The following is an 18,433-nucleotide window of genomic DNA, read 5'->3' as shown; positions in this document are numbered from 1 at the left end:
CGCTGACCCTAGCGGCTGAGCGCTGACGCCAGCTCGCGCAGATCGGTCACCGCCAAGTCCACCGGCACGCGGGGCGCGCTTTCGCCCAGGCCAGTGCCGGCTTCGTCCGGTCGCGCAATGTGCGCGGTCCGCAGGCCGGCGGCGGCGGCCGCAGCCAGGTCGGATGAATGCGCGGCCACCATCAGCACCTGCTCGCGCTTCAGGTCGAGCGCGGCGCAGGCATGCAGATAGACGGTGGGCTTGGGCTTGTAGTCACGCGCCAGCTCGGCGCCAAGGATGGCATCCCAATGCCAGCCATTGCGCCGGGCCAGATCGACCATCAGCGAGATATTGCCGTTGGAGCAGGGTGCCAGCAGGTAGTGCCGGCGCAGCGCCTGCAAACCTGCCTCCACGTCAGGCCAGGCATCGAGCCGATGCCAGGCGAGGTTGAGCCTGGCGCGAACGGCCTCGTCCACCTGGCCGTCGACACCCAGCCGCGTGAGCACGATGTCGAGGTTGCGGCGATGCAGGCGGTCGAGCTTGCTGAAAGGCAGGCGGCCGCTGCGCACCTCTTCCATCGCCCCTTGGTATTCACCGCGCCAGGCATCGGCGAAGGCCGGCCAGTCAAGCGTGAGGCCCAGCGGCTCCAGCGCCTGCCGGGCCTCGCGCGCAATGCTGCCGCGCCAGTCGACCAGGGTGCCGAAGACGTCGAAGATCAGGGCCTTCACTGCGATCTCTGAACTCATCGTGCTTTCTCCTTGCCAGTCTGGGCGCGCGCCACCAGGATGGCACCGCGCACCTCGAAGCCTAGCTTCTGCAAGACCTGACCCCGGGCGTCCAGCAGGGCCAGCTGGTGGCGGCCCGGCGTCGGCGCCCAGCGCACCGACGTGCCACGACCGAGCGGCTTGCCGTCGAGCTGCCATTGGCCGGCCTCGCCCTCGAAGACGATGCGTTGCGCGGCCGGTGGCATGTCCGGGTCGAGCGCATAGATGGCGCCGTCGCGCGGGTTGGTGATGCCGCGCGGCGCGTTCGCCATGAGGCTCACGCGCGCCAGCTCGGTGCCGCGCACAAACCATTCCTGGCGGGGCGGCTCGCCCTGAGTGCCGTCGAAGCGCGCCAGTTGTTGCGTGAGGCCGGCCGGCGCCTTCGGTGGCCTGGAGGGCCGGCCCTGGTGCAGGTAGTGCATCAGCTGATGCCAGACCGGCGCCGCGCCGCTGACACCGGACACATCGTGCATCGCCTCGCCGCCAGCATTGCCGACCCAGACGCCGACCGTGTAGCGATCACTGAAGCCGAGGCACCAGTTGTCGCGCATGTCCTTGCTGGTGCCCGTCTTCACGGCCGCGAAGCCGCTGGTGGACAGCACGCTGCCCATGCCGAAGGTGAGGGCGCGGGCGTTGTTGTCGGCCAGGATGTCGGCGACGATGAAAGTGCTGGCGGCATCGGCCACGCGGCGTGCTGGCTTGAGCTCCCTGGCGGGCAGGCGAACGGCACTCCAGACGCCGCCGTTGGCGAGTGCCCGGTAGGCGTTCGTCAGTGACAGCAGGTTCACCTCGGCGCTGCCCAGCGCCAGCGAGGCGCCGTAGTAGCTGCCGCCCTGTTCCAGCCCCAGGCCGAAATCATTGAGGCGGGCAGCCAGCATGTCGGCCCCCAGCATGGTGCCAACGCGGACGGCCGGAATGTTCAGGCTGTTGCCCAGTGCCGAGCGCGCGCTGAGCCAGCCACGGTAGCCGCGGTCGTAGTTCTGCGGCAGGTAGAGCCCGGCATCGGTGCTGATCTGGGCCGGCGAATCGTCCAGCAGGCTGGCCGCCGTGATCAGCTTCTTCTCCAGCGCGAGCTGGTAGACAAAGGGCTTGAGCGTCGAGCCCGGCTGGCGCCTGGCGAGCACGCCGTCGACCTCGGCCGCGCTCGACAACTCGGCGCCGCTGGAGCCGACCCAGGCCAGCACCTCGCCTGTGGCGTTGTCGAGCACGATGACAGCGCCATCCTCGACATTGCGGCCCTGCAGCTCGATCAATTGCTGCTTCAGTACTTGGACGGCCACGCGCTGCAGCCGTGCATCGAGCGTGCTGCGCTGGCTGTTGGGGCCATCGGCCTTCAGCGCCAGGCGGGCATAGTGAGGCGCGAGATGCTCGCCGGGCAAGGGCAGGGGCCGGCGCGCGAAGGCTGCCGCTGCCTGCATCTCCAGGCCGGGGCAATCGGGCTTGCGGGCCGGCTGCAGATTCAAGAGCTCGCAGGCGCGCTGGGCGACCAGGGCGGGGCGCGCATTGGGTGCGCGCAAGAGCGCTGCAAGCAAGGCTGATTCGCTGGCATCGAGCGCGGCCGGGCTCTTGTCGAACAGCAGCCGTGCGGCGGCCGGCACGCCCACCAGCTCGCCACGCAGGGGCACGCGGTTCAGGTAGGCCTCGAGGATCTCCGCCTTGCTCCATGTGCCTTCGAGCTTGCGGGCCGTCCAGGCCTGGCCCAGCTTCTGCGCGCCGCTGCGGCCTTGCTGCGGCCGGGTCAGTTCGTCATCGATCAGTCCGGCCAGTTGCATGGTCAGCGTCGACGCGCCGCGGGTGCGCTGGTTCCAGAGATTGCCCCAGGCGCTGGCGGCCACAGCACCCCAATCGACGCCGCTGTGCTCATAGAAGCGCCGGTCTTCGCTGAGCAACAAGGCGTGCAGCAAGGCCGGCGAATACTGGGCCAAAGGCACCCAGGGCAGCGCGCGTTGCCGCTTGTCCAGACGGAGCAGCTGCAATGGCTCGCCGCGGCGATCCAGCAGCACCTTGTCGGATGTCTTGTGGCCGGCCCGCACCTGCTCGAACGTGGGCAGGGCCTGCGCCAGGCCCGCCGCGATCAGGAGCGCAAGGCCGAGCAAACGCTGCTTCAAGGACCGACCTCCAGCGTGGCGTTGGGGAACTCGCCGAAGCGCTCCGGCGCATACATGGCCTCGACCCGGCTGACCGGCATCTGGAAGCGGCCGGCGCTGTTGAGCCGCACGGTGTACTCGATCACGTGCTTGCCGCGCGGCAGGTAGGCGTAATAGGCGCGCCAGGCTTCGAAGCCGCGTTCCTCGTAGGCCACCCAGGCCTCGCTGTATTCGTTGCTCTCGCGCTTCTCGCCTTGCGTGGCGATGACGGAGTCACGGCCGAGGCCGGTGCCCAGGTGGCTGGCACCGGCAGGCACCGGGTCGTTCACCACGACCCAGCTCATGTCGGCCGAGGCATCGATCTCCAGACGGATCCGCATCACGTCGCCACGGCTCCAGCGGCCCTTGTCCTTCTGCTCGATGGCCTGGACGCTGCGAGTGATGCGGTAGCCCGCATTGAGCGGCGCCTTGATCGGGATGGCGGCCAGGCTCTGCACCGTCAGCCAGGGCTTGCCGGCCCCTTCCTGCTTCACTTGCAAAGGCAAGGGCCCGGCCTGCTCGGGCCAGGCCAGCATCAAGGAGCCGCCCTCGGCCTGCCTGGCCCATTCGAGAACGCGCTGCTGCGTGCCCAGTTGGGCGACGCTGCGTCCCGTGGGCTTGACCGACTCAAAGCGGGCCGAGAACTTCTCCAGCGCCAGCACGCTCCACAGATTGGCCACCGTGGTCTGCCAGGCACCGAGCTGCTGCCGGGAGATGTGGCCTTGCAGCAGGCGCGGCAACTCGGCCTTCCATGCCGGTTCCTCGAGCACGGCCAGGATCAGGCGAGCGGCGTTGGCATCGGGGCTCTCCATCAGCCACCACCAGTTGTCCTGCTCCTCGTTGACGAAGCGCAGCGTCGATCCGGCATAGCTGATGCGGCTGCGCAATTGGGCCTGGACCTCGGCCAGCTTGACGTCGCGCTGTGCCAGGTCGGGCAGGCGGCGCAGCAGATTGAGCCAGTCGATCAGCGTCGCCGTGGGCCAGGTGTTGATGCGCCCGGAATCGACCGTGGCCAGCAGCGAGGCCTTGGCACGGCCATAACGCGACAGTGCCTCCAGCGCGGCGAGACGGCGTGCGTCCTCGTCTGCCCGCGGCGCCCAGAAGCGGCGCTGCACCCGACCTTCGACGAAGCCGGCCAGGCCGTCCAGCATGCGTTGCCTGGACTCTTCCGGCAGCACACGGCCCGCCTCATGGGCCGCAGCCAGCAGATGGGCGGTCAGGCGGTCGCTGCCCATCGGCCGCTCACCCGCACCAATCGGGAAATAGCTGGCCAGGCCATCACGGTCCAGATAGGTCGGCAGCGTGGCCATCAAGGCGTTCCAGCGAGCATCGTCATGCAGTGCCATGGCCTTGGAGCTGAGTTGTTCCAGGCAGCTGTACGGATAGGTCTCGAAGAATCGCTTCAGGCCCGGCAAGGCGCCTGTCAGCCGTGGCTGCAGCCCGATCTGCAGGCCGCCGCGCTTGACGCCGTTGGAAGCCAGCGCATCGGCCGGCGAGGCCACCGGGATGCTCAAGGGCGCGTCCAATTGCTGCAGCGTGCTTTGCAAGACCCGCACCGGCACGGCGGGCTGGACGAGCTGCGACAGCTTGACCCGGTCCTGGGCCGCACCGCCGAGCTCGACGGCCTCGCCCTCCCAGGCGATGCTGAAGGCGCCCATCGGCACTTCGAGCGGCCAGCCCAGCTCGCGGGCGCTGCCGGCGGCCAGGGTCAGCTCCTGTGCGGGCAGGTTCAGCGCGCTGCGTGCGATCTCGCCGTTCAAGGCATTGCTGTTGACCTGGCCTTTCAGCGCGACCTTCAGCTTCATCTCGCGGGAGCTGGCATTGCGCACCGTGATCTGCGCCTGCAGCTTGTCGCCTTCGCGCAGCAGCGGCGGCAGGCCGGACAGCATCTGCAGGTCCTGGCTGACGCGCACGACCGCATGGCCGCTGCCGAAGCGGTGGCTGCCGGCATCGGCCACGGCGACGAGGCGGAAGCTGGTCAGCGAATCATTCATCGGCACCTCGATCTGCGCTTCGCCCTTGGCATCCAGCTTGACCAGCGGCTTCCACAGCAAGAGGGTGTCGAACAGTTCGCGGGTGGCCTTGCCGCCGCCGCCGCCCGCCGCGATGGCCTTGCGGCCGTAGTGACGCCGCCCGACGATTTCGCCCTGGGCCGTCGATGTTTCGACGGCCAGCGGCCGGTTGGGCAGCATGGCGTGCAGCAGGTCCCAGCTGGCGTTGTCAGACAAGGCCAGCAAGCCCTCGTCCACTGCCGCAAAGGCCAGCTCGGCCTCGGGCACCGGCTTGCCATCCTGCGTCACGCGTACTTTCGCCAAGGCCTTCTGGCGGACGCCGTACTGTGGCTTGTCGCTCGTCACCTCGACCTTCAGCTCATGGCGGGCCAGGCCCACCTCGAATGCCGCAATGCCCAGCTTGTAGGCCGGCTTGCCCAGGTCGACCATGGCCGTGGGCGGCTGGTAGTCGCCGGAAGCGCGCCAGTCTCGCCACCACTGCAAGGGGCTGCGCCAGCCCCAGCTGAAGAACGAATACCAGGGCACCTCACGGATGCGGCCGCGCACGGCCAGCACGCTCACGTAGACATTGGGCGACCAGTCGCGCGCCACCGGCAGTTCGATCACCGGGTCGCGGCCGCGCAGCTGCATCAGCCTGGTCTCGATGACGCCCTCGCGTTCGATGGCCACCAGGGCCGTGGCCTCGCGGAAAGGCATGCGCACCTGCAGTCGGGCGGTCTCGCCCGGCTCGTAGCGCCGCTTCTCGGTGATGACTTCGATGCGATCGTCGTTGTTCTGCGCGAACCAGAACTCGCCCTGGCGCGTCACCCAGACCGGTGCCGCGGCTTCGCTGGCATGGCCATCGGCGTCTTGCGCGCGAGCGATCAGCTCGACCTGGCCCGGCGTGGTGAGCGAGGCTTCACAGGTGAGCAGCCCCTTCGCGTCGGTCGTGCCGCTGCAGACCTCGCCAAGCTCCTTGCGCTCCAGCTTGTTGTCATAGGCGTAGAAGCCGCCGACCATGCGCTTGCGGCTCGACAACCATTGCTGCAGCCGGGCCCGCACGACAATCTTCTGACCTGCCAGCGGCTTGCCATCGGTGGCCAGCGCCAGCGCCTGGAAGCGCAATTGCTGGCCATTGCCCACCCAGTGGCTGGCCTTGATGCCGGCCACCACGCGGGCCGGCCACAGCGGCACGCGGCGCGACACGGTCTGCCGCTCGCCATTGGGGTCGTCGTAGGCCAGCTCGACCAGCAGATCGCTGGGCTGTTGCAGGGGCGGCAGCTTGGCAATGTTCAGCTGGGCCGCGCCTTGGGCGTCGGTCACGGCCGGCTGCTTGTCGGCCACCAGCCTGGCGGCGCGCTGGCTGGCGTCCTGCTCGTCGCCTTCATCGTTGGCGCGTTGCTCGCTGCGGGGCGGCGCGAAGCTGAAGTCCTCGAAGCCGGCAAAGCCGCTTTCGCGCGGTTGCAGGAGGGCGCTGAGTTTCAATGGCGCGCGCGCCATGCCGCCACCGGCCATGTAGTTCAGTTGCGCGCCCAGCTTGATTTCCCGGGGCGCGGCCGGCAGTGTGGCTGGCACGTTGATGCGTGCATCGACCAGGGGCACGCGGAACTCCTCGACGCGGAACGTGCCGCCGAAGCCGCCATGGCTCTTGCCGGTCAGCGAGATCGAGTAGGCGCCCAGCTTGGCGGCCGGCGGTATCGCCCATTGGCTGCTGGCGGAGCGGCCATTGCCCTGCCAGGTCAGCGGCAGCCTGAACTCCTGCCCGCTGCCCTGGTGGCTCACCACGACCTCGCTGGGCAGGTCTTCAGGCTTGATCATGGCCAGGCCCTGGCCGTTCTCCATCCGGATGAAGTGCTTCATCGAGACGGTTTCGCCAGCGCGGAACAGCGTGCGGTCCAGCACCGTGTGCGTGCGCACCGGCGACCATTCGTAGTCGCTGACCGGCAGGTTGAAGCGCCAGCTCTCGATGCCACGCTGCCAGCTCGTGAACAGGAAGGCCAGCTCGCCGCCGGCACGGGCCGTGACGAACAGTCCGGTGTCGGCCGGGCATCGTTCGCCCGAGATGCGTTCGCTCAGCGGGCGGTCAATGCGTGCCAGACCCTGCGCATTGCTGCGGCCCTGCCAGATCGGCTTGCCGTGGCAGTCCATCACCGAGATGTCGGCATTGGCCACCGGCTGGGCGCGGTCCAGCGTCGTCACCCAGGCCAGGCTGCTCTCGCGACCCAGCTTGAAATGCAGGCCCAGGTTGGTGACCAGCACGCTGGTGCGCACATACATGGGCGCCACCGGTTCGAGCAGCGCCTGGCCCAAGCGTTGCGAGCGCAGTTCCAGCACATGGAAGCCGGGTTCGCTGATCGGCACGCCGATCACCTCGAAGGGCCGCGGGTCGCCGCCCTGCAGCACCGGCAGGTCCATGCGCTTGGCCGTCCTGGCGTCGAGCATGGGCGCCTTGCGGCTCTTGTATTCGTCATTGCCCAGCTCGCGCACGCGGGCATAGGCCTTCAGCAGCTCGAGGTCGCTGCCGTCGAAGCGCTGCCGCAGCATCTGGCCGGCACTGCTGCCTGGCCGCAGCTCGCCCTGCACATGGCGCAGCGTCAGTGGCACAAGTGCCGGGCCTTCGGGCTCGCGCTCGACGATGCCGAAGCTGGCGACCGCGAACTTGGCGATCGGCGGCGCGATGCCGGTGCGCACCGTCAGCGGGAACATCGTGGCGTTGGAAAGCGGCCGGCCCGCGTCGTCCTTCATGCCGGGCGGCAGGACCAGCTGGAAGCTCTGGTTCTCCGGCAGCGGCGTCGGGAAGCTGATCTGCCTCACGTCTTTGTCAGCGCCGTCGCCTTTCGAGGTGACGGGTGCGATCTCCGGGCCGCCGCCGATCGGCTTGAGCCGGGCCTTCTGTGCCAGCGCGGCAGGCACCTGCTCGCTGAAATCCAGCCGCATCGGCAGGATGGGCATGCAGGGTTCCTCGGCCCGCTCGCGCGTGCAATGGAACTCGGCGGTCAGCGGCTGGCGGACCTTGTATTGCAGGTGCTGGTCAGCGCGGCTTTGCACGGCCGGGTTCAGCGCGGCAGCGATGCCCCGTCCCCAGACGATGCGAACGCGCGCGCCCGGTGGCAAGGGCCGCTGGCAGGCCAGCAGCAGCCATTCGCCCTTGCGCTCGTTGCCCCAGATGCTTTGCGTCTTGAGCGCCGCATCGCGGGCGGCGAGCGGCTGCAGCTGGGCGGGCATGCGCTCACCCAGGCCTTCAACCTCGCACCAGATCCGCCCAGCCAGGCTGGCCAGGTCGGGCGCGCCGTTGAAGTGCAGCAGGAACTGCTGGTCCTCGGCGATCTGCGCGGAATTCCAGGGGCGTGCATCGAGCAGAAATGGCGCGCCGAGCTGGAAGCGGAATTCGCGGGCACCCGTCCATTCAGCGCCGGGCTTGAACTCGGGCTTGAGTGACACGCGGCAGGCGGCGCCGGGGGGCAGTGGCTGGTTCAGCTCGAACAGCCATTCGCGTTCGCTGGCCCAGTGGCCGGAGCCGCTGGTGTCGACCTTGCCTTCACAGCGCAGAGAAGCCGGGTCGGCCTGGCGCAGGTCGCCCAACGGTACGACCGCTTCGCTGAACTGCAGGCGCAGCTGCGTCGCCTGGGCGACCTCGCCACTGGGGCTGGCGCTGGTGACCGACACGGCCTGGGCCGCGCCCGCCGCCATGAAGGCTGCCGCCGCCAGCAGGCCGCGTGCCAGGTCTTGCCAGCGCTTGATGCCGGCCTGCTTGTCGCCTCTTGCTTGGTGCATCCAACTCTCCCTTGGAAGCGGGAGAGTCTAGGCCTCATTCGAGCCTCAATCGTCAGGCATCCAGAGCAGCGACAGCGCCAGGCCGGCGCGCAGGCAGGCCTCGCGCAGCGCGGCATCGCCCCTGGGCAGGTAGGCCGTGCGATTGTTGGTGTCGATGGCGCCGACCACGCGGCCCTGCTCGGCGAACAGGTAGCCCATGGGCTCGCCGCTGGGCAGGGGCGTGCCCTGGATCTGGAACGAGGCCAGCACCTGCAGCCTGCGGCCGTCGGTCAGCACCAGCTCGCCGGCCGGCCGGGGCTCCAGGCCGCGGCCGGGGGAGCTCGCCGCCCTCAGGACGAGGCCGACCAAGGGGCTCAGCTGGCAGTGCACCTGCGTGGGCTGGCTGGCCGTGATGCCGGCCACGCTCAGTTCGCGGCGACGCACGCCGCAGTCGGCCTCGACGCCCGCCAGCTGGAAACGCAGCGCGGCCTTGTCGCTGGCGTAGACCTTGAACAGATCGAGCCGGCTGGCGCTGCGCTCGTAGCGCAGTTCGCGGCCGTCAATCTGGGCCTGACCCTTGCGGCCAGGGCCGAATGGTCCCAGGTTCATCGCCTCGCTGCGGGCGTCGAGACCGTCGGGCAACTGCAGGCGGGCCGGCGGGATGGAGGCGCAGCCGGCCAGCAGGACGGCGGCCAGGGCGATCAGGAAGGGTGAAGATTTCATGGGCGCTCAGCTGGGGAGAAATGGTGATTCTGGACCGCAGCGGCGCAACAACCGATGGTCACACCCGGCTTGCGGCCGGCCCGGGCCCGGCTCCACAATCCCGGCCCATCATGTTGTCCGAAGCCACCGCCGCCTTCATCCAGTCCGGGCTGTCCATCACCGTGGTGGGCTGTGGCGAGCGCCTGGTGCCGTCGATCGCCAAGGGGGCCGGCTGCACGGTTGATGCCGCCAGCGGCCAACTCACCGTGCTGCTGTTCGCCGACGGCGCCGATCAGGTGACGCGTGACCTGGCCCGCAACGGCCGCATCGCCGTCTGCTTCAGCAAGCCCAGCACCGACCAGACCGTGCAGGTCAAGGGCCACGATGCCCGCATGGCGCCGGCCACCGCCCAGGACCTGGCCACCGTGCGCCGCAGCCTGGACCTGTTTGCCGAGGACCTCGGCCCGATGGGCTGGGACCAGCGCTTCGTCGACACGCTGTTCTGGCGCGCGCCCGCCGACCTGATGGCGGTGCGCTTCACGCCCGAGGCGGCCTTCAACCAGACGCCCGGGCCTCAGGCCGGCGCGCCGCTGGAGGGCTGATGGGCATGGAGACCGTCCAGCTCGACGCGATCCGCAGTTGCCTGGAGGGGGTGATTCCGGCGGCCGTGGCCACCTGCTCGGCCGAGGGCGTTCCCAATGCCACCTACGTGTCGCAGATGCAGTACGTGGATGCACGCCACGTGGCCCTGTCCTTCCAGTTCTTCAGCAAGACGCGCCAGAACGTGCTGGCCAATCCGCAGGTCACGGCCCTGGTGATCGATCCCGTGACGGCGGCCGCCTACCGGCTGGAGCTGCTGTACCTTCGCACCGAGACGGCCGGCGCGCTGTTCCAGAGCCTCAAGGCCAAGCTGGCCGGGATCGCCTCGCACGTCGGCATGGTGGGCGTGTTCAAGCTGCAGGGTGCCGACGTCTACCGCGTGCTGCGGGTCGAGCGCGTGCCGGGGCCCGAGCTCAAGCGGCCGCCGCCGGAGCGCAACCTGCTCAACGCCTTGCGCCAGTCCGGCGAGCGCCTGGCGGCCTGCACCGACCTGGACGCGCTGTTCGATCAGCTGCTGGTCCAGTTGGCCGGCGAGTTCGGCATCGAGCAGGCCCTGCTGCTGATGGCGGACGAGGACGGCCGCCGGCTGTTCCTGGTCGGCAGCCGCGGCTACGCCAGCAGTGGCATCGGCAGCGAGATCCAGCTCGGCGAGGGCGTGATCGGCGTGGCGGCGCAATACCGCACGGCCATACGCATCAACCACATGACCTCGGAATACCTCTACGGCTCGGCCGGCCGCGGCGATGCGGCGCCCGAGGCCGAGATCCCGTTCCCCGGCTTGGCCGAGCCGCACAGCCAGCTGGCCGTGCCCATCCTGCTGGCCGACCGGCTGCTGGGCGTGCTGTGCGTGGAGAGCGCGCAGGACTTGCGCTTCGGCTATGACGACGAGGACGCCCTGGTCGCGCTGGCCACGCAGCTGGGCCTGCAGATCGCGCTGCTGCAGCAGCAGGCGGAATGCGGCGCGGCCACGGCCGTGCTGCTGCCGGCCGGCGGCCCCGTGCCGCCCTCGTCCGGCCAGCCGCTGGAGCTGCGCCACTACGCCGGCAACGACAGTGTCTTCGTCGCCGGCGACTACCTGATCAAGGGCGTGGCCGGCGCCATCCTGTGGAAGCTCGTGCGCGAGTACCAGGCCGGCCGCTGCGAGTTCACCAACCGCGAGCTGCGCATGGCGCCCGAGCTGCGCCTGCCCGATGTCAGCGACAACCTGGAAGCTCGGCTGATCCTTCTGCAGCGGCGGCTCGCCGAGCGCTGCCCGTCGCTGGCCTTCGAGAAGACCGGGCGCGGCCAGTTCCGCCTCTGCGTGGCGCGGCCGCTGCGGCTGGTCGAGGCCGAGGGCTGAGGGCTCAGAGCGCCAGCGCGTCGGCCAGCTTGCGCCAGTCGCGGCCGCCCAGCAGCGGGCGCACCAGTGCCAGCACGCCCTCGAAGGCCTCGCGCGGCGCGCCGGCCCGCATGCCGCCCAGCATCTGGGCGCGCTCGGCTGGATTCATGTGCGGCAGCATCCAGCGCAACGCGACCTGCATCTTCTCGGGCGGGTGGCTGGACACGATGCGGTGCTCGAGCGAACGGATCTCGTCGTCGCTGTGCGTGGCCCAGAGCGCGGCGTTGTGGGTGCCTTCCTCGTAGGCCATGTGCTCGTAGTTGTGGGCCACGAACGCGGCCAGCTCGACGTAGAGCTGCCGGGCCGCGTCGGCATCGCCGGGGATCAGGTGCAGCAGAGCACGCAGCCGGGCGATCGCCTCCTGGTGCTCCACATGCTCGTCGGCGATGCGGCCGCTGGCACCCGGGCTGCGCGCCTCGATGGCCGTGTGTATCACTTCGTTCTCGTGGTGCAGGTGGCTGGCGCAGATGTCCAGCAGCGCGTCGCACTGCTCGCGCAGCTCGGCCACGTCGGCCGGATCGCCGGCATCGACGCGGCCGGCATGCAGCAAGGTGTGGGCCATGAAGGCGCGCAGGCCCTTGTGGATGAAGGCGTAGATGTCGTGGCGGGGGGTGTTCATGAAAGGGCTCCTGGGGTGGATCGATGAGACGGAAGGGGTCGGTGTTTTCGACGCCTCAACGATAGGCAGCAGGGCCTTGCCGCATTCCTAAATCTTGGCTCGCCCTAGCTTAAGAATTTCCTAAGCCGCCGAACGGCACGGTGAGCAAAGTCATGATTCGCTGTCCGCGGAGGGCGACCGCTTCCAGGACGGGCTGCTCAGCCGCCCAGCATCAGATCGATCAACTCCTTGACGAACTCCAGCGCCTCTTCCGGCGTGCCGAAGTAGTACTCGCCGCCGAGGTCGACCACGTCGCCGCCGGGGCCGCGGTGCGCAACCGACCAGCCCTCGGCCCCGCCGCCGATGGCCAGGATGCCGAAGGCGCCGGGCGCCAGCTCGCGGGCGGTGCCGGCGGTGACGAAGATGTCTTTGCCCTGGTGGCAGTGGTAACGTTTCACGTCTTGGAGAATCCGCAGGCAGGAGAGTGTTGAAGATGAAGGCAATCTGGAACGGCGTCGTCATCGCCGAAAGCGCAGACACCGTCGTGGTCGACGGCGACCACTATTTCCCGGCCGAGTCGCTGAAGAAGGAGTACCTGAGCTTCAGCAACCACCGCAGCAGCAGCTGGAAGGGGCAGGCGCATTATCAGAGCCTGTTCGTCAACGGCGAGTTCAATCCCGATTCGGTCTGGAGCTACCCCGAGCCCACCGAGCAGGCCGCCGAGCTCAAGGGCCGGGTGGCGTTCTGGAAAGGCGTGCAGGTCGTCGACTGAACGACCGGCTGGCTAGCGCTCTCTTGGCCACAGTGCCCAGAGCTTCAAGGGCTGCTTGATCTTCATCGCTGCGGCCTCGGCCTCCGCACCCCAGCCGGTGAAGTAGTCGGCCCGCACCGCGCCGATGATGGAGCCGCCGGTGTCCTGGGCCATCACCAGGCGGCGCGTGCCGGCATCGCCGCCGTCCATCCACAAGGCCGTGCCGTAAGGGATGGAAAGCCGGTCTACCGCCACCGAGCGGCCGGGCGTCAAGGGCACGCCCTGCGCCCCCCGGGGACCGGCCTGCGGGTCGCGCAGCGGCTCCTCGCGAAAGAACACGTAGCGGGCATTGGCCCACATCAGCTCGTTGAGCCGCTGCGGATTGCGTTTGACCCACTCGCGCACCGCCGGGCGCGGCGCAGCCGGGCCATCGCTCCACTCGCCGATCACGGCGAGCGAGCGGCCCAGGGGCGTCAGGGGATGGTCGTTGTGGCCGGCAAAGCCGACGCGAACCCAGCGCCGCTCGCCGTTGGTCTCGGTCACCCGGACCCGACCCGAGCCCTGCAACTGCAAGACTTGCAGGTCGATGGCGTCTTCGATGAAGACCAGCGGCTGCATGCGGCTGCGCAGCGGCTCGCTGTCGATCTGCTGGCGGGTGAAATAGGGGCGACGCTGCTGCAGGTCCGGCGGCGCGGCCAGCACGGCGACCTGGAAGTTGTCGCTGCGTTGCCGGCGGGCCTCGAGCTCGGGCTCGAAGTAGCCGGTCAGCAGGCCTTGCTGCTCGCCCTCATGGCTTTCAATGCGCCAGGGCTGCAGCCGCTCCATCAGCCACATGGCGGTGGCGAGATCGTCGCCCGGCTCGGTCAGCGCCGCCTGAGCACAGAGTGCCGCCCAGCTGGCAGCCGGCTTCTCGCAGCCGCGCACCAGCGCGGGCCACAGCTCGGCCGCCTTGTCGCTGCCCCAGCCGGGCAGCTCGCTCCACTCGGTGGCCACCCAGCGCGAGCGTTCGCGCTGCATCACGGCGGCGGCCGGCTTCTGCGGCTCGACCTGCGCTGGCTTGGCCGGTACGGGCGGTGGCAAGCTCACCGGCGGCGCGGCACAGCCGGCCAGCACGAGGCCTAGAATCGCCGCCGCCTTCTTGGGGAAATGCGTCATGGGTCTGATCTTGCTGGAAGCGCTGTGCGCGCTGCTCGTCCTGGTGTTCATCGTCTGGTGGACCATGTTCTCGGGCCGCAAGGGCGGCGAGCGGCCGGACGACGAATAAGCATCGTCATTCCTTGGGCGGCAGTACAAAGCTGCGCGGCTGGCTGCGCAGGCGCCGCCATATGGCCGAGCGAAGCCGGGCACGGTCTGCCACCTGAATGCCACGGGCCCGCAGCGCCACGAGGAATGCCAGCGCAAAGCTGACGCCGAGGTTCAGGATGCCGATCAAGACGATCGTCGGCACGCACCACCAGAACGCTGGCTGCTTGAAGATCTCCACGCCCAAGGCACCCACGGCAGCCGCCAATTGGCCGGTCGAGAGCGTCACGTGCCGGACCTCGATGGGCAGCCCGAAAAAGGCCAGGACCACCGGCACCAGGCCCAGCATCAGGCCCAGCGAGGTGTTGGCCGCCAGGCCCGAGATATTGGCCCGCCACCAGCTTGACCAGCGCTGCGCCCGCGCTGCACCCAGGCGCGCTATCAGGCGCGGGTTCCAGGCAATTGCGCTGTCCAGGCGGTAGAACACAAACCAGTTCTCGACCCAGCCGGCGATCAGGCTGGAGAGGAAGAGCAGCACGCCGGTGAAGGCGGCGAAGAAGACCGACGGACCCAGCAAGTTGAGCGAATGCAGCACATAGTCGGCCTCCTTGGGCCCGACGGCCGGTCCGCCGAAGGCCAGCCAGGCCAGCAATTGCACGCCCAGCACCACCGGTATCACCGCAATCAGGTTGCCGACAATTCCGGCGAACTGCGAGCGCAGCAGATTCGCGACCTCGTCGACAAAGCCCTCCAATCCTTCTTCGGAGGTGATGTCGCGCAGCTTGTGGGCCATGGCCGGCGCGGTCATCGCCGGCTGCTTGGTGGCCACCGTCCAGTGCAGGAGATGGATCAGGACGAAGCACAGCGAGTAATTGACGCCCGCCGCGAAGCCGGCCCAGAAGGCCGAGAACGTCATCGCCGCCAGGGCGAACTTGATCAGCGTCGTGCCGCCGATCATGGCGCCGCCGCCGGCTGCTCGCCAGAGCATGTCCCGGTAGTCGGCGGCATTGCGGGTGATGTAGTGCTCGCCGGTCTGGGCACTGCGTTCGGCCACCTTGCGGGCCAGCAGCGCGTAGTGGCGCGCGAACAGCGTGCGCAGGCTGCGCCGCTCATGCACCACGCGCACCAGCCCGGCCAGCAGCTGCAAGAGCTCGCGTGCCGGCTGCTCGGCCACCAATACATCGAGCAGCGCTTCGGCACGTGCCGCGCGCTCCAGCAATTGCTCGACCTCGAACATGATGTCCACCGACACGCCCCAGGCCTCCAGATGCTCGGGCACCGAGGCCGCAGCGGCGTGGCAGGCATCGAGCAGGGCGCGCAGGTATTGCAGCGCGCGGCGCAGCTCGGCGGCGTCGCCACGCTTCAGCGTGTCGATCAGGTCTTCGGCCGCACGCGACAGCTGGCCGAAGGGGTTGTTGGCCAGCAGCTCGGGGCCCATGCGCTGGCGCAAGGGGCCTGAGAAGCCGGCGGCACGAATGGCGCTGACCAGCATCGTCAGGGCGTCCACCAGGGCGGCACGCCAGTCCACATCGGGCAGTGCGCCTACGAACAGCGCTGACAGGCGCTGCAGCAGCTTGTCGTCCATCGCCCGCAGCCAGGCCTCGTCCTCGGCATCCGGGAACAGGAGCCCGAAGAGTTCGCCGAGGTCCTTGGTTTCCACGGTGCCGGGCAGCAGGCGCAGGCGCAGGCGGTGGCCCACCTCGCTCCACATCGCCATGCGCGAGGCAAAGCCCACGTCGGCAAACAGGCCGACGGCATCCAGGTCGCGCCAGGCCCCGGCCAGCACGCCAGTCACGTTGGCGGCATGGTCCGGGTGGCGCTCCAGCACATTGAGCAGGTGGATCAGCCGCGACAGCGGCAGCGGGCGCGCGCCGCGCTCGAGCGGCTCGGACTTTTCAAGCGGCGCATGGCGCAGCCATTCCAGCAGCCGGGCCAGCCACAGATTGCGCAGCGGCAGCGCGGCCGACGGGTCGGCCGCATTGAGCAGGGCGGTGAGGTCCCAGGCGCCTTGGCTTGCCATCTAGGCCGTCAATGCAGGCTGGCGCTGTCGGCCAGCAGGAACTCGGGCACCTCGGACCAGAACACGTCTGCGCTCTCGGTCACGCCGAGGTAGCGGCCCTTCATGCTGCCGTGAGGCGTGGCGATATGTGCCCAGCTGCTGTACTGGAACTGCTCACCCGGCTGCAGAAAGGGCTGATGGCCGACGACGGCCAGGCCGCGCACCTGCTGGCGCCGGCCTTCGCTGTCGATGATTTCCCACTCACGCGCCACCAGCTGTGCGGCGATGTCGCCGTCGTTGGCAATCGTGATCGTATAGGTGTAGGCCCAGCGGCCTTGCTCGACATCGGTCTGCTCGGCCAGGGGCTGCACCTGCACCGTGCACTTGAAGTGGGGGGAGGACATGCGCCCCATTCTAGGGCGAGGACATGGCTGGCCCGTTATGCTGGTGGTCGTGTCCTACCGCTCCATCGCCTTCGCGCTTTTCGCTCTCGCCTTGCTGGGCCCGTTGCTGGGTTCCTTGCCGGCGCAGGGCACGACCTTGCGCACGGTTCAACAGAGCAATTCGAGGGCCAAGTACGCGCCGGGCGATGCCAACCGGCCGGGCATCTGCATGGAGATGCTGCGCGCGGTGGAGCAGGCCGAGCCCGGCTTGCGCTTCAGCGGCCTGGACCAGCAGGCGCCGCTGCGCCGGGTCGAGATCATGCTCGCCCAGGGCGAGATCGATGTGTTCTTCTGCCTGCTCCGTTCGGCTGAGCGTGAAAAGCAGTGGCGCTACCTGCCCGTGCCGCTGTACCGGATCCAGCACATGGTGGCCATGCGGCAGGACGGCGGCGACGAGCCCCGGGACCTGGCCGAGCTGGTGGCGGCCAGCCGGGACAAGCCTGTTGTCGTGACCCGCGGCACCGTGCTGGCCGCCACGCTGCGCGAGGCCGGTGTGGCGGTGACCGAAGTCGCCTCCGACTTCGAGGCCTTGCAGATGCTGGCCATGGGCCGCACCGATCATGTCTACGGCCAGGACCTCAACCTGCAACGCCATCTGCGCGAGTTCCGTTCGGGTGAGAAGCTGCGCATCGCAGCGACCGTGTTCCAGACCGATCTACAGTTCCTGGCCGTCGGGCGCAAGGTGCCTGCCGCAGTCGAGCGGCTTCTGCTGCGCGCACTGCAGAAGCTCGAGCGCGAAGGGCAACTCAAGGCCATCAGCGACAAATACCGATGAACGACCAAACCAATCTCTACCTCGCCGCCGGCGGCCCGCCGCGCTGCCGCTGGTGCGCTGCCGGCGCCGACTGGCCGCCCTATGTCGACTATCACGACCAGGAATGGGGATTCCCGGTCGACGAGGACAAGCGCCTCTTCGAGAAGCTGTGCCTGGAAGGCTTCCAGTCGGGCCTCTCGTGGCGCACCATCCTGGCCAAGCGCGTGGCCTTCCGCCAGGCTTTCGCCGGTTTTGATTTCAAGAAGGTGGCGCGCTTCACCGCGGCAGACGTGGAGCGGCTCCTGCAGGACGCCGGCATCGTGCGCCACCGCGGCAAGATCGAGGCGGCGATCAACAACGCGCAGCGGGCCTTGGAGTTGATCGAGGAGGAGGGCTCATTGGCGCGCTACCTCTGGCGCTTCGAGCCGGCGGCCACGCCCGATGTGCTGGGCCAGACCGAGACGGCCGCGTCCAAGGCCTTGTCCAAGGACCTGAAGAAACGCGGCTGGAAGTTCGTCGGGCCGACGACCATGCATGCCTTCATGCAGTCGATGGGCATGGTCAACGACCACGCCGAGGGCTGCCATGCCCGCGCCAAGGTCGACGCGGCTTTGCGCAAATTCAAGCGCCCCTAAAATCGCGGGCTCACTTCCCCTTTGAAGCAGCCATGAGCCACCGCATCGCCCCCAGCATCCTCTCCGCCGACTTCGCCCGCCTGGGCGAGGAGGTCCGCAACGTGCTGGCGGCCGGCGCCGACTGGATTCACTTCGACGTGATGGACAACCATTACGTGCCCAACCTGACCTTCGGGCCGATGATTTGCGAGGCTTTGCGCAAGCACTCGGTCAAGCCCGACGGCACGCCCGCGCCCATCGACGTGCACCTGATGGTGCAGCCGGTGGACAGCCTGGCACAGGCCTTCTGCAAGGCCGGCGCCGACCTGGTGAGCTTCCACCCTGAGGCCAGCGCCCATGTGGACCGCACGCTGCAGCTGATCAAGGCCGAGGGCAAGCAGGCAGGCCTGGTGTTCAACCCGGGCACGCCGCTGGATGTGCTTGAGTGGGTGATCGACAAGGTCGACCTGGTGCTGATCATGAGCGTCAACCCCGGCTTCGGCGGCCAGAGCTTCATCCCGTCCGCACTGAAGAAGCTGGAAGCGGCCCGCAAGATCATCGACAAGAGCGGCCGCGACATCCGCCTCGAGATCGACGGTGGCGTCAAGGTCGACAACATCCGGAGAATCGCCGACGCCGGCGCCGACACCTTCGTGGCTGGCTCGGCCATCTTCGGCAAGGGCGACTACAAGGCCGTGATCGACCAGATGCGGGCCGAACTGGCGCGCTGATGGCGGCT

At 68.9% G+C, this 18,433-nt stretch carries 15 protein-coding genes; 6 read left to right on the top strand and 9 right to left on the bottom strand.

Annotated features, from left to right (window positions below; all coding sequences use genetic code 11):
* Positions 1 to 8: 8 nt before the first annotated feature.
* From V3596_RS19005 to V3596_RS18990, 4 genes are read right to left on the bottom strand one after another with little or no spacing between them, the layout of a single operon-like run.
* Positions 9 to 725, bottom strand: coding sequence for a haloacid dehalogenase type II (locus tag V3596_RS19005; RefSeq protein ID WP_334279396.1), 717 nt, complete (start codon positions 723 to 725; stop codon positions 9 to 11).
* Positions 722 to 2,851: a penicillin-binding protein 1C gene (gene pbpC / locus V3596_RS19000; protein ID WP_334279395.1), complete on the bottom strand. Its 2,130-nt coding sequence runs from the start codon at positions 2,849 to 2,851 to the stop codon at positions 722 to 724. Before pbpC ends, V3596_RS19005 begins: the two co-directional genes overlap by 4 nt.
* Entirely contained in the window at positions 2,848 to 8,634 is a 5,787-nt protein-coding gene (locus tag V3596_RS18995) for an alpha-2-macroglobulin family protein (protein ID WP_334279394.1), read from the bottom strand. Before V3596_RS18995 ends, pbpC begins: the two co-directional genes overlap by 4 nt.
* Before the next feature lie 45 nt (positions 8,635 to 8,679).
* Entirely contained in the window at positions 8,680 to 9,336 is a 657-nt protein-coding gene (locus V3596_RS18990) for a hypothetical protein (RefSeq protein WP_334279393.1), read from the bottom strand.
* Between the two features lie 110 nt (positions 9,337 to 9,446).
* On the opposite strand from V3596_RS18990, the gene V3596_RS18985 reads away from it, so the two are divergent.
* Both V3596_RS18985 and V3596_RS18980 read left to right on the top strand, forming a co-directional pair.
* Positions 9,447 to 9,917 carry a hypothetical protein gene (locus V3596_RS18985; protein WP_334279392.1) on the top strand — a complete coding sequence of 157 codons (471 nt, stop codon included), beginning with the start codon at positions 9,447 to 9,449 and terminating at the stop codon, positions 9,915 to 9,917.
* On the top strand, positions 9,917 to 11,254 hold the full coding sequence (locus tag V3596_RS18980) for a GAF domain-containing protein (protein WP_334279391.1): 1,338 nt from the start codon (positions 9,917 to 9,919) through the stop codon (positions 11,252 to 11,254). Before V3596_RS18985 ends, V3596_RS18980 begins: the two co-directional genes overlap by 1 nt.
* Before the next feature lie 4 nt (positions 11,255 to 11,258).
* Here the strand turns inward: V3596_RS18980 and V3596_RS18975 are convergent, their stop codons facing one another.
* Together V3596_RS18975 and V3596_RS18970 are read right to left on the bottom strand one after the other, a co-directional pair.
* Positions 11,259 to 11,912 (bottom strand): hemerythrin domain-containing protein, encoded by a 654-nt coding sequence (locus tag V3596_RS18975; RefSeq protein ID WP_334279390.1) that lies wholly within the window; start codon positions 11,910 to 11,912, stop codon positions 11,259 to 11,261.
* A 197-nt stretch (positions 11,913 to 12,109) separates the two neighbouring features.
* Entirely contained in the window at positions 12,110 to 12,349 is a 240-nt protein-coding gene (locus V3596_RS18970) for a hypothetical protein (protein ID WP_334279389.1), read from the bottom strand.
* Positions 12,350 to 12,384: 35 nt separating this feature from the next.
* Between V3596_RS18970 and V3596_RS18965 the strand changes: the two genes are divergently transcribed.
* Positions 12,385 to 12,663: a DUF427 domain-containing protein gene (locus V3596_RS18965; protein ID WP_334279388.1), complete on the top strand. Its 279-nt coding sequence runs from the start codon at positions 12,385 to 12,387 to the stop codon at positions 12,661 to 12,663.
* Between the two features lie 12 nt (positions 12,664 to 12,675).
* On the opposite strand, the gene mltA is transcribed toward V3596_RS18965, so the two are convergent.
* From mltA to apaG, 3 genes are all read right to left on the bottom strand, one after another.
* Positions 12,676 to 13,797 (bottom strand): murein transglycosylase A, encoded by a 1,122-nt coding sequence (mltA, locus tag V3596_RS18960; protein ID WP_334279387.1) that lies wholly within the window; start codon positions 13,795 to 13,797, stop codon positions 12,676 to 12,678.
* Positions 13,798 to 13,912: 115 nt separating this feature from the next.
* Positions 13,913 to 15,904, bottom strand: coding sequence for a site-specific recombinase (locus V3596_RS18955; protein WP_334279386.1), 1,992 nt, complete (start codon positions 15,902 to 15,904; stop codon positions 13,913 to 13,915).
* Between the two features lie 8 nt (positions 15,905 to 15,912).
* A complete protein-coding gene (apaG, locus tag V3596_RS18950) occupies positions 15,913 to 16,287 on the bottom strand; it encodes a Co2+/Mg2+ efflux protein ApaG (protein ID WP_334279385.1) in 375 nt (124 codons plus the stop codon).
* 37 nt (positions 16,288 to 16,324) lie between these two features.
* Between apaG and V3596_RS18945 the strand changes: the two genes are divergently transcribed.
* Genes V3596_RS18945 through rpe form a run of 3 tightly spaced genes read left to right on the top strand, consistent with a single transcriptional unit; the run spans position 16,325 to position 18,425 of the window.
* Positions 16,325 to 17,101 carry a substrate-binding periplasmic protein gene (locus V3596_RS18945; protein ID WP_334279384.1) on the top strand — a complete coding sequence of 259 codons (777 nt, stop codon included), beginning with the start codon at positions 16,325 to 16,327 and terminating at the stop codon, positions 17,099 to 17,101.
* Entirely contained in the window at positions 17,098 to 17,715 is a 618-nt protein-coding gene (locus V3596_RS18940; protein ID WP_334279382.1) for a DNA-3-methyladenine glycosylase I, read from the top strand. The genes V3596_RS18945 and V3596_RS18940 overlap by 4 nt, the downstream gene beginning before the upstream one ends.
* A 32-nt stretch (positions 17,716 to 17,747) precedes the next feature.
* A complete protein-coding gene (gene rpe, locus V3596_RS18935; protein WP_334279381.1) occupies positions 17,748 to 18,425 on the top strand; it encodes a ribulose-phosphate 3-epimerase in 678 nt (225 codons plus the stop codon).
* The last annotated feature ends 8 nt before the right edge of the window (positions 18,426 to 18,433 follow it).

It is taken from the genome of Roseateles microcysteis, from assembly GCF_036880965.1.
GTDB lineage: Bacteria > Pseudomonadota > Gammaproteobacteria > Burkholderiales > Burkholderiaceae_C > JAUASW01.
The sequence above is the reverse complement of the archived record's forward strand: the minus strand, read 5'-3'. Positions and strand labels throughout refer to the sequence as shown.

Coding starts and splice junctions, on each gene's coding strand:
- V3596_RS19005 (WP_334279396.1), bottom strand. CDS start 725: ATGAGTTCAGAGATCGCAGTGAAGGCCCTGATCTTCGACGTCTTCGGC.
- V3596_RS18995 (WP_334279394.1), bottom strand. CDS start 8,634: ATGCACCAAGCAAGAGGCGACAAGCAGGCCGGCATCAAGCGCTGGCAA.
- V3596_RS18990 (WP_334279393.1), bottom strand. CDS start 9,336: ATGAAATCTTCACCCTTCCTGATCGCCCTGGCCGCCGTCCTGCTGGCC.
- V3596_RS18985 (WP_334279392.1), top strand. CDS start 9,447: ATGTTGTCCGAAGCCACCGCCGCCTTCATCCAGTCCGGGCTGTCCATC.
- V3596_RS18980 (WP_334279391.1), top strand. CDS start 9,917: ATGGGCATGGAGACCGTCCAGCTCGACGCGATCCGCAGTTGCCTGGAG.
- V3596_RS18975 (WP_334279390.1), bottom strand. CDS start 11,912: ATGAACACCCCCCGCCACGACATCTACGCCTTCATCCACAAGGGCCTG.
- V3596_RS18965 (WP_334279388.1), top strand. CDS start 12,385: ATGAAGGCAATCTGGAACGGCGTCGTCATCGCCGAAAGCGCAGACACC.
- mltA (WP_334279387.1), bottom strand. CDS start 13,797: ATGACGCATTTCCCCAAGAAGGCGGCGGCGATTCTAGGCCTCGTGCTG.
- V3596_RS18955 (WP_334279386.1), bottom strand. CDS start 15,904: ATGGCAAGCCAAGGCGCCTGGGACCTCACCGCCCTGCTCAATGCGGCC.
- apaG (WP_334279385.1), bottom strand. CDS start 16,287: ATGTCCTCCCCCCACTTCAAGTGCACGGTGCAGGTGCAGCCCCTGGCC.
- V3596_RS18945 (WP_334279384.1), top strand. CDS start 16,325: ATGCTGGTGGTCGTGTCCTACCGCTCCATCGCCTTCGCGCTTTTCGCT.
- V3596_RS18940 (WP_334279382.1), top strand. CDS start 17,098: ATGAACGACCAAACCAATCTCTACCTCGCCGCCGGCGGCCCGCCGCGC.
- rpe (WP_334279381.1), top strand. CDS start 17,748: ATGAGCCACCGCATCGCCCCCAGCATCCTCTCCGCCGACTTCGCCCGC.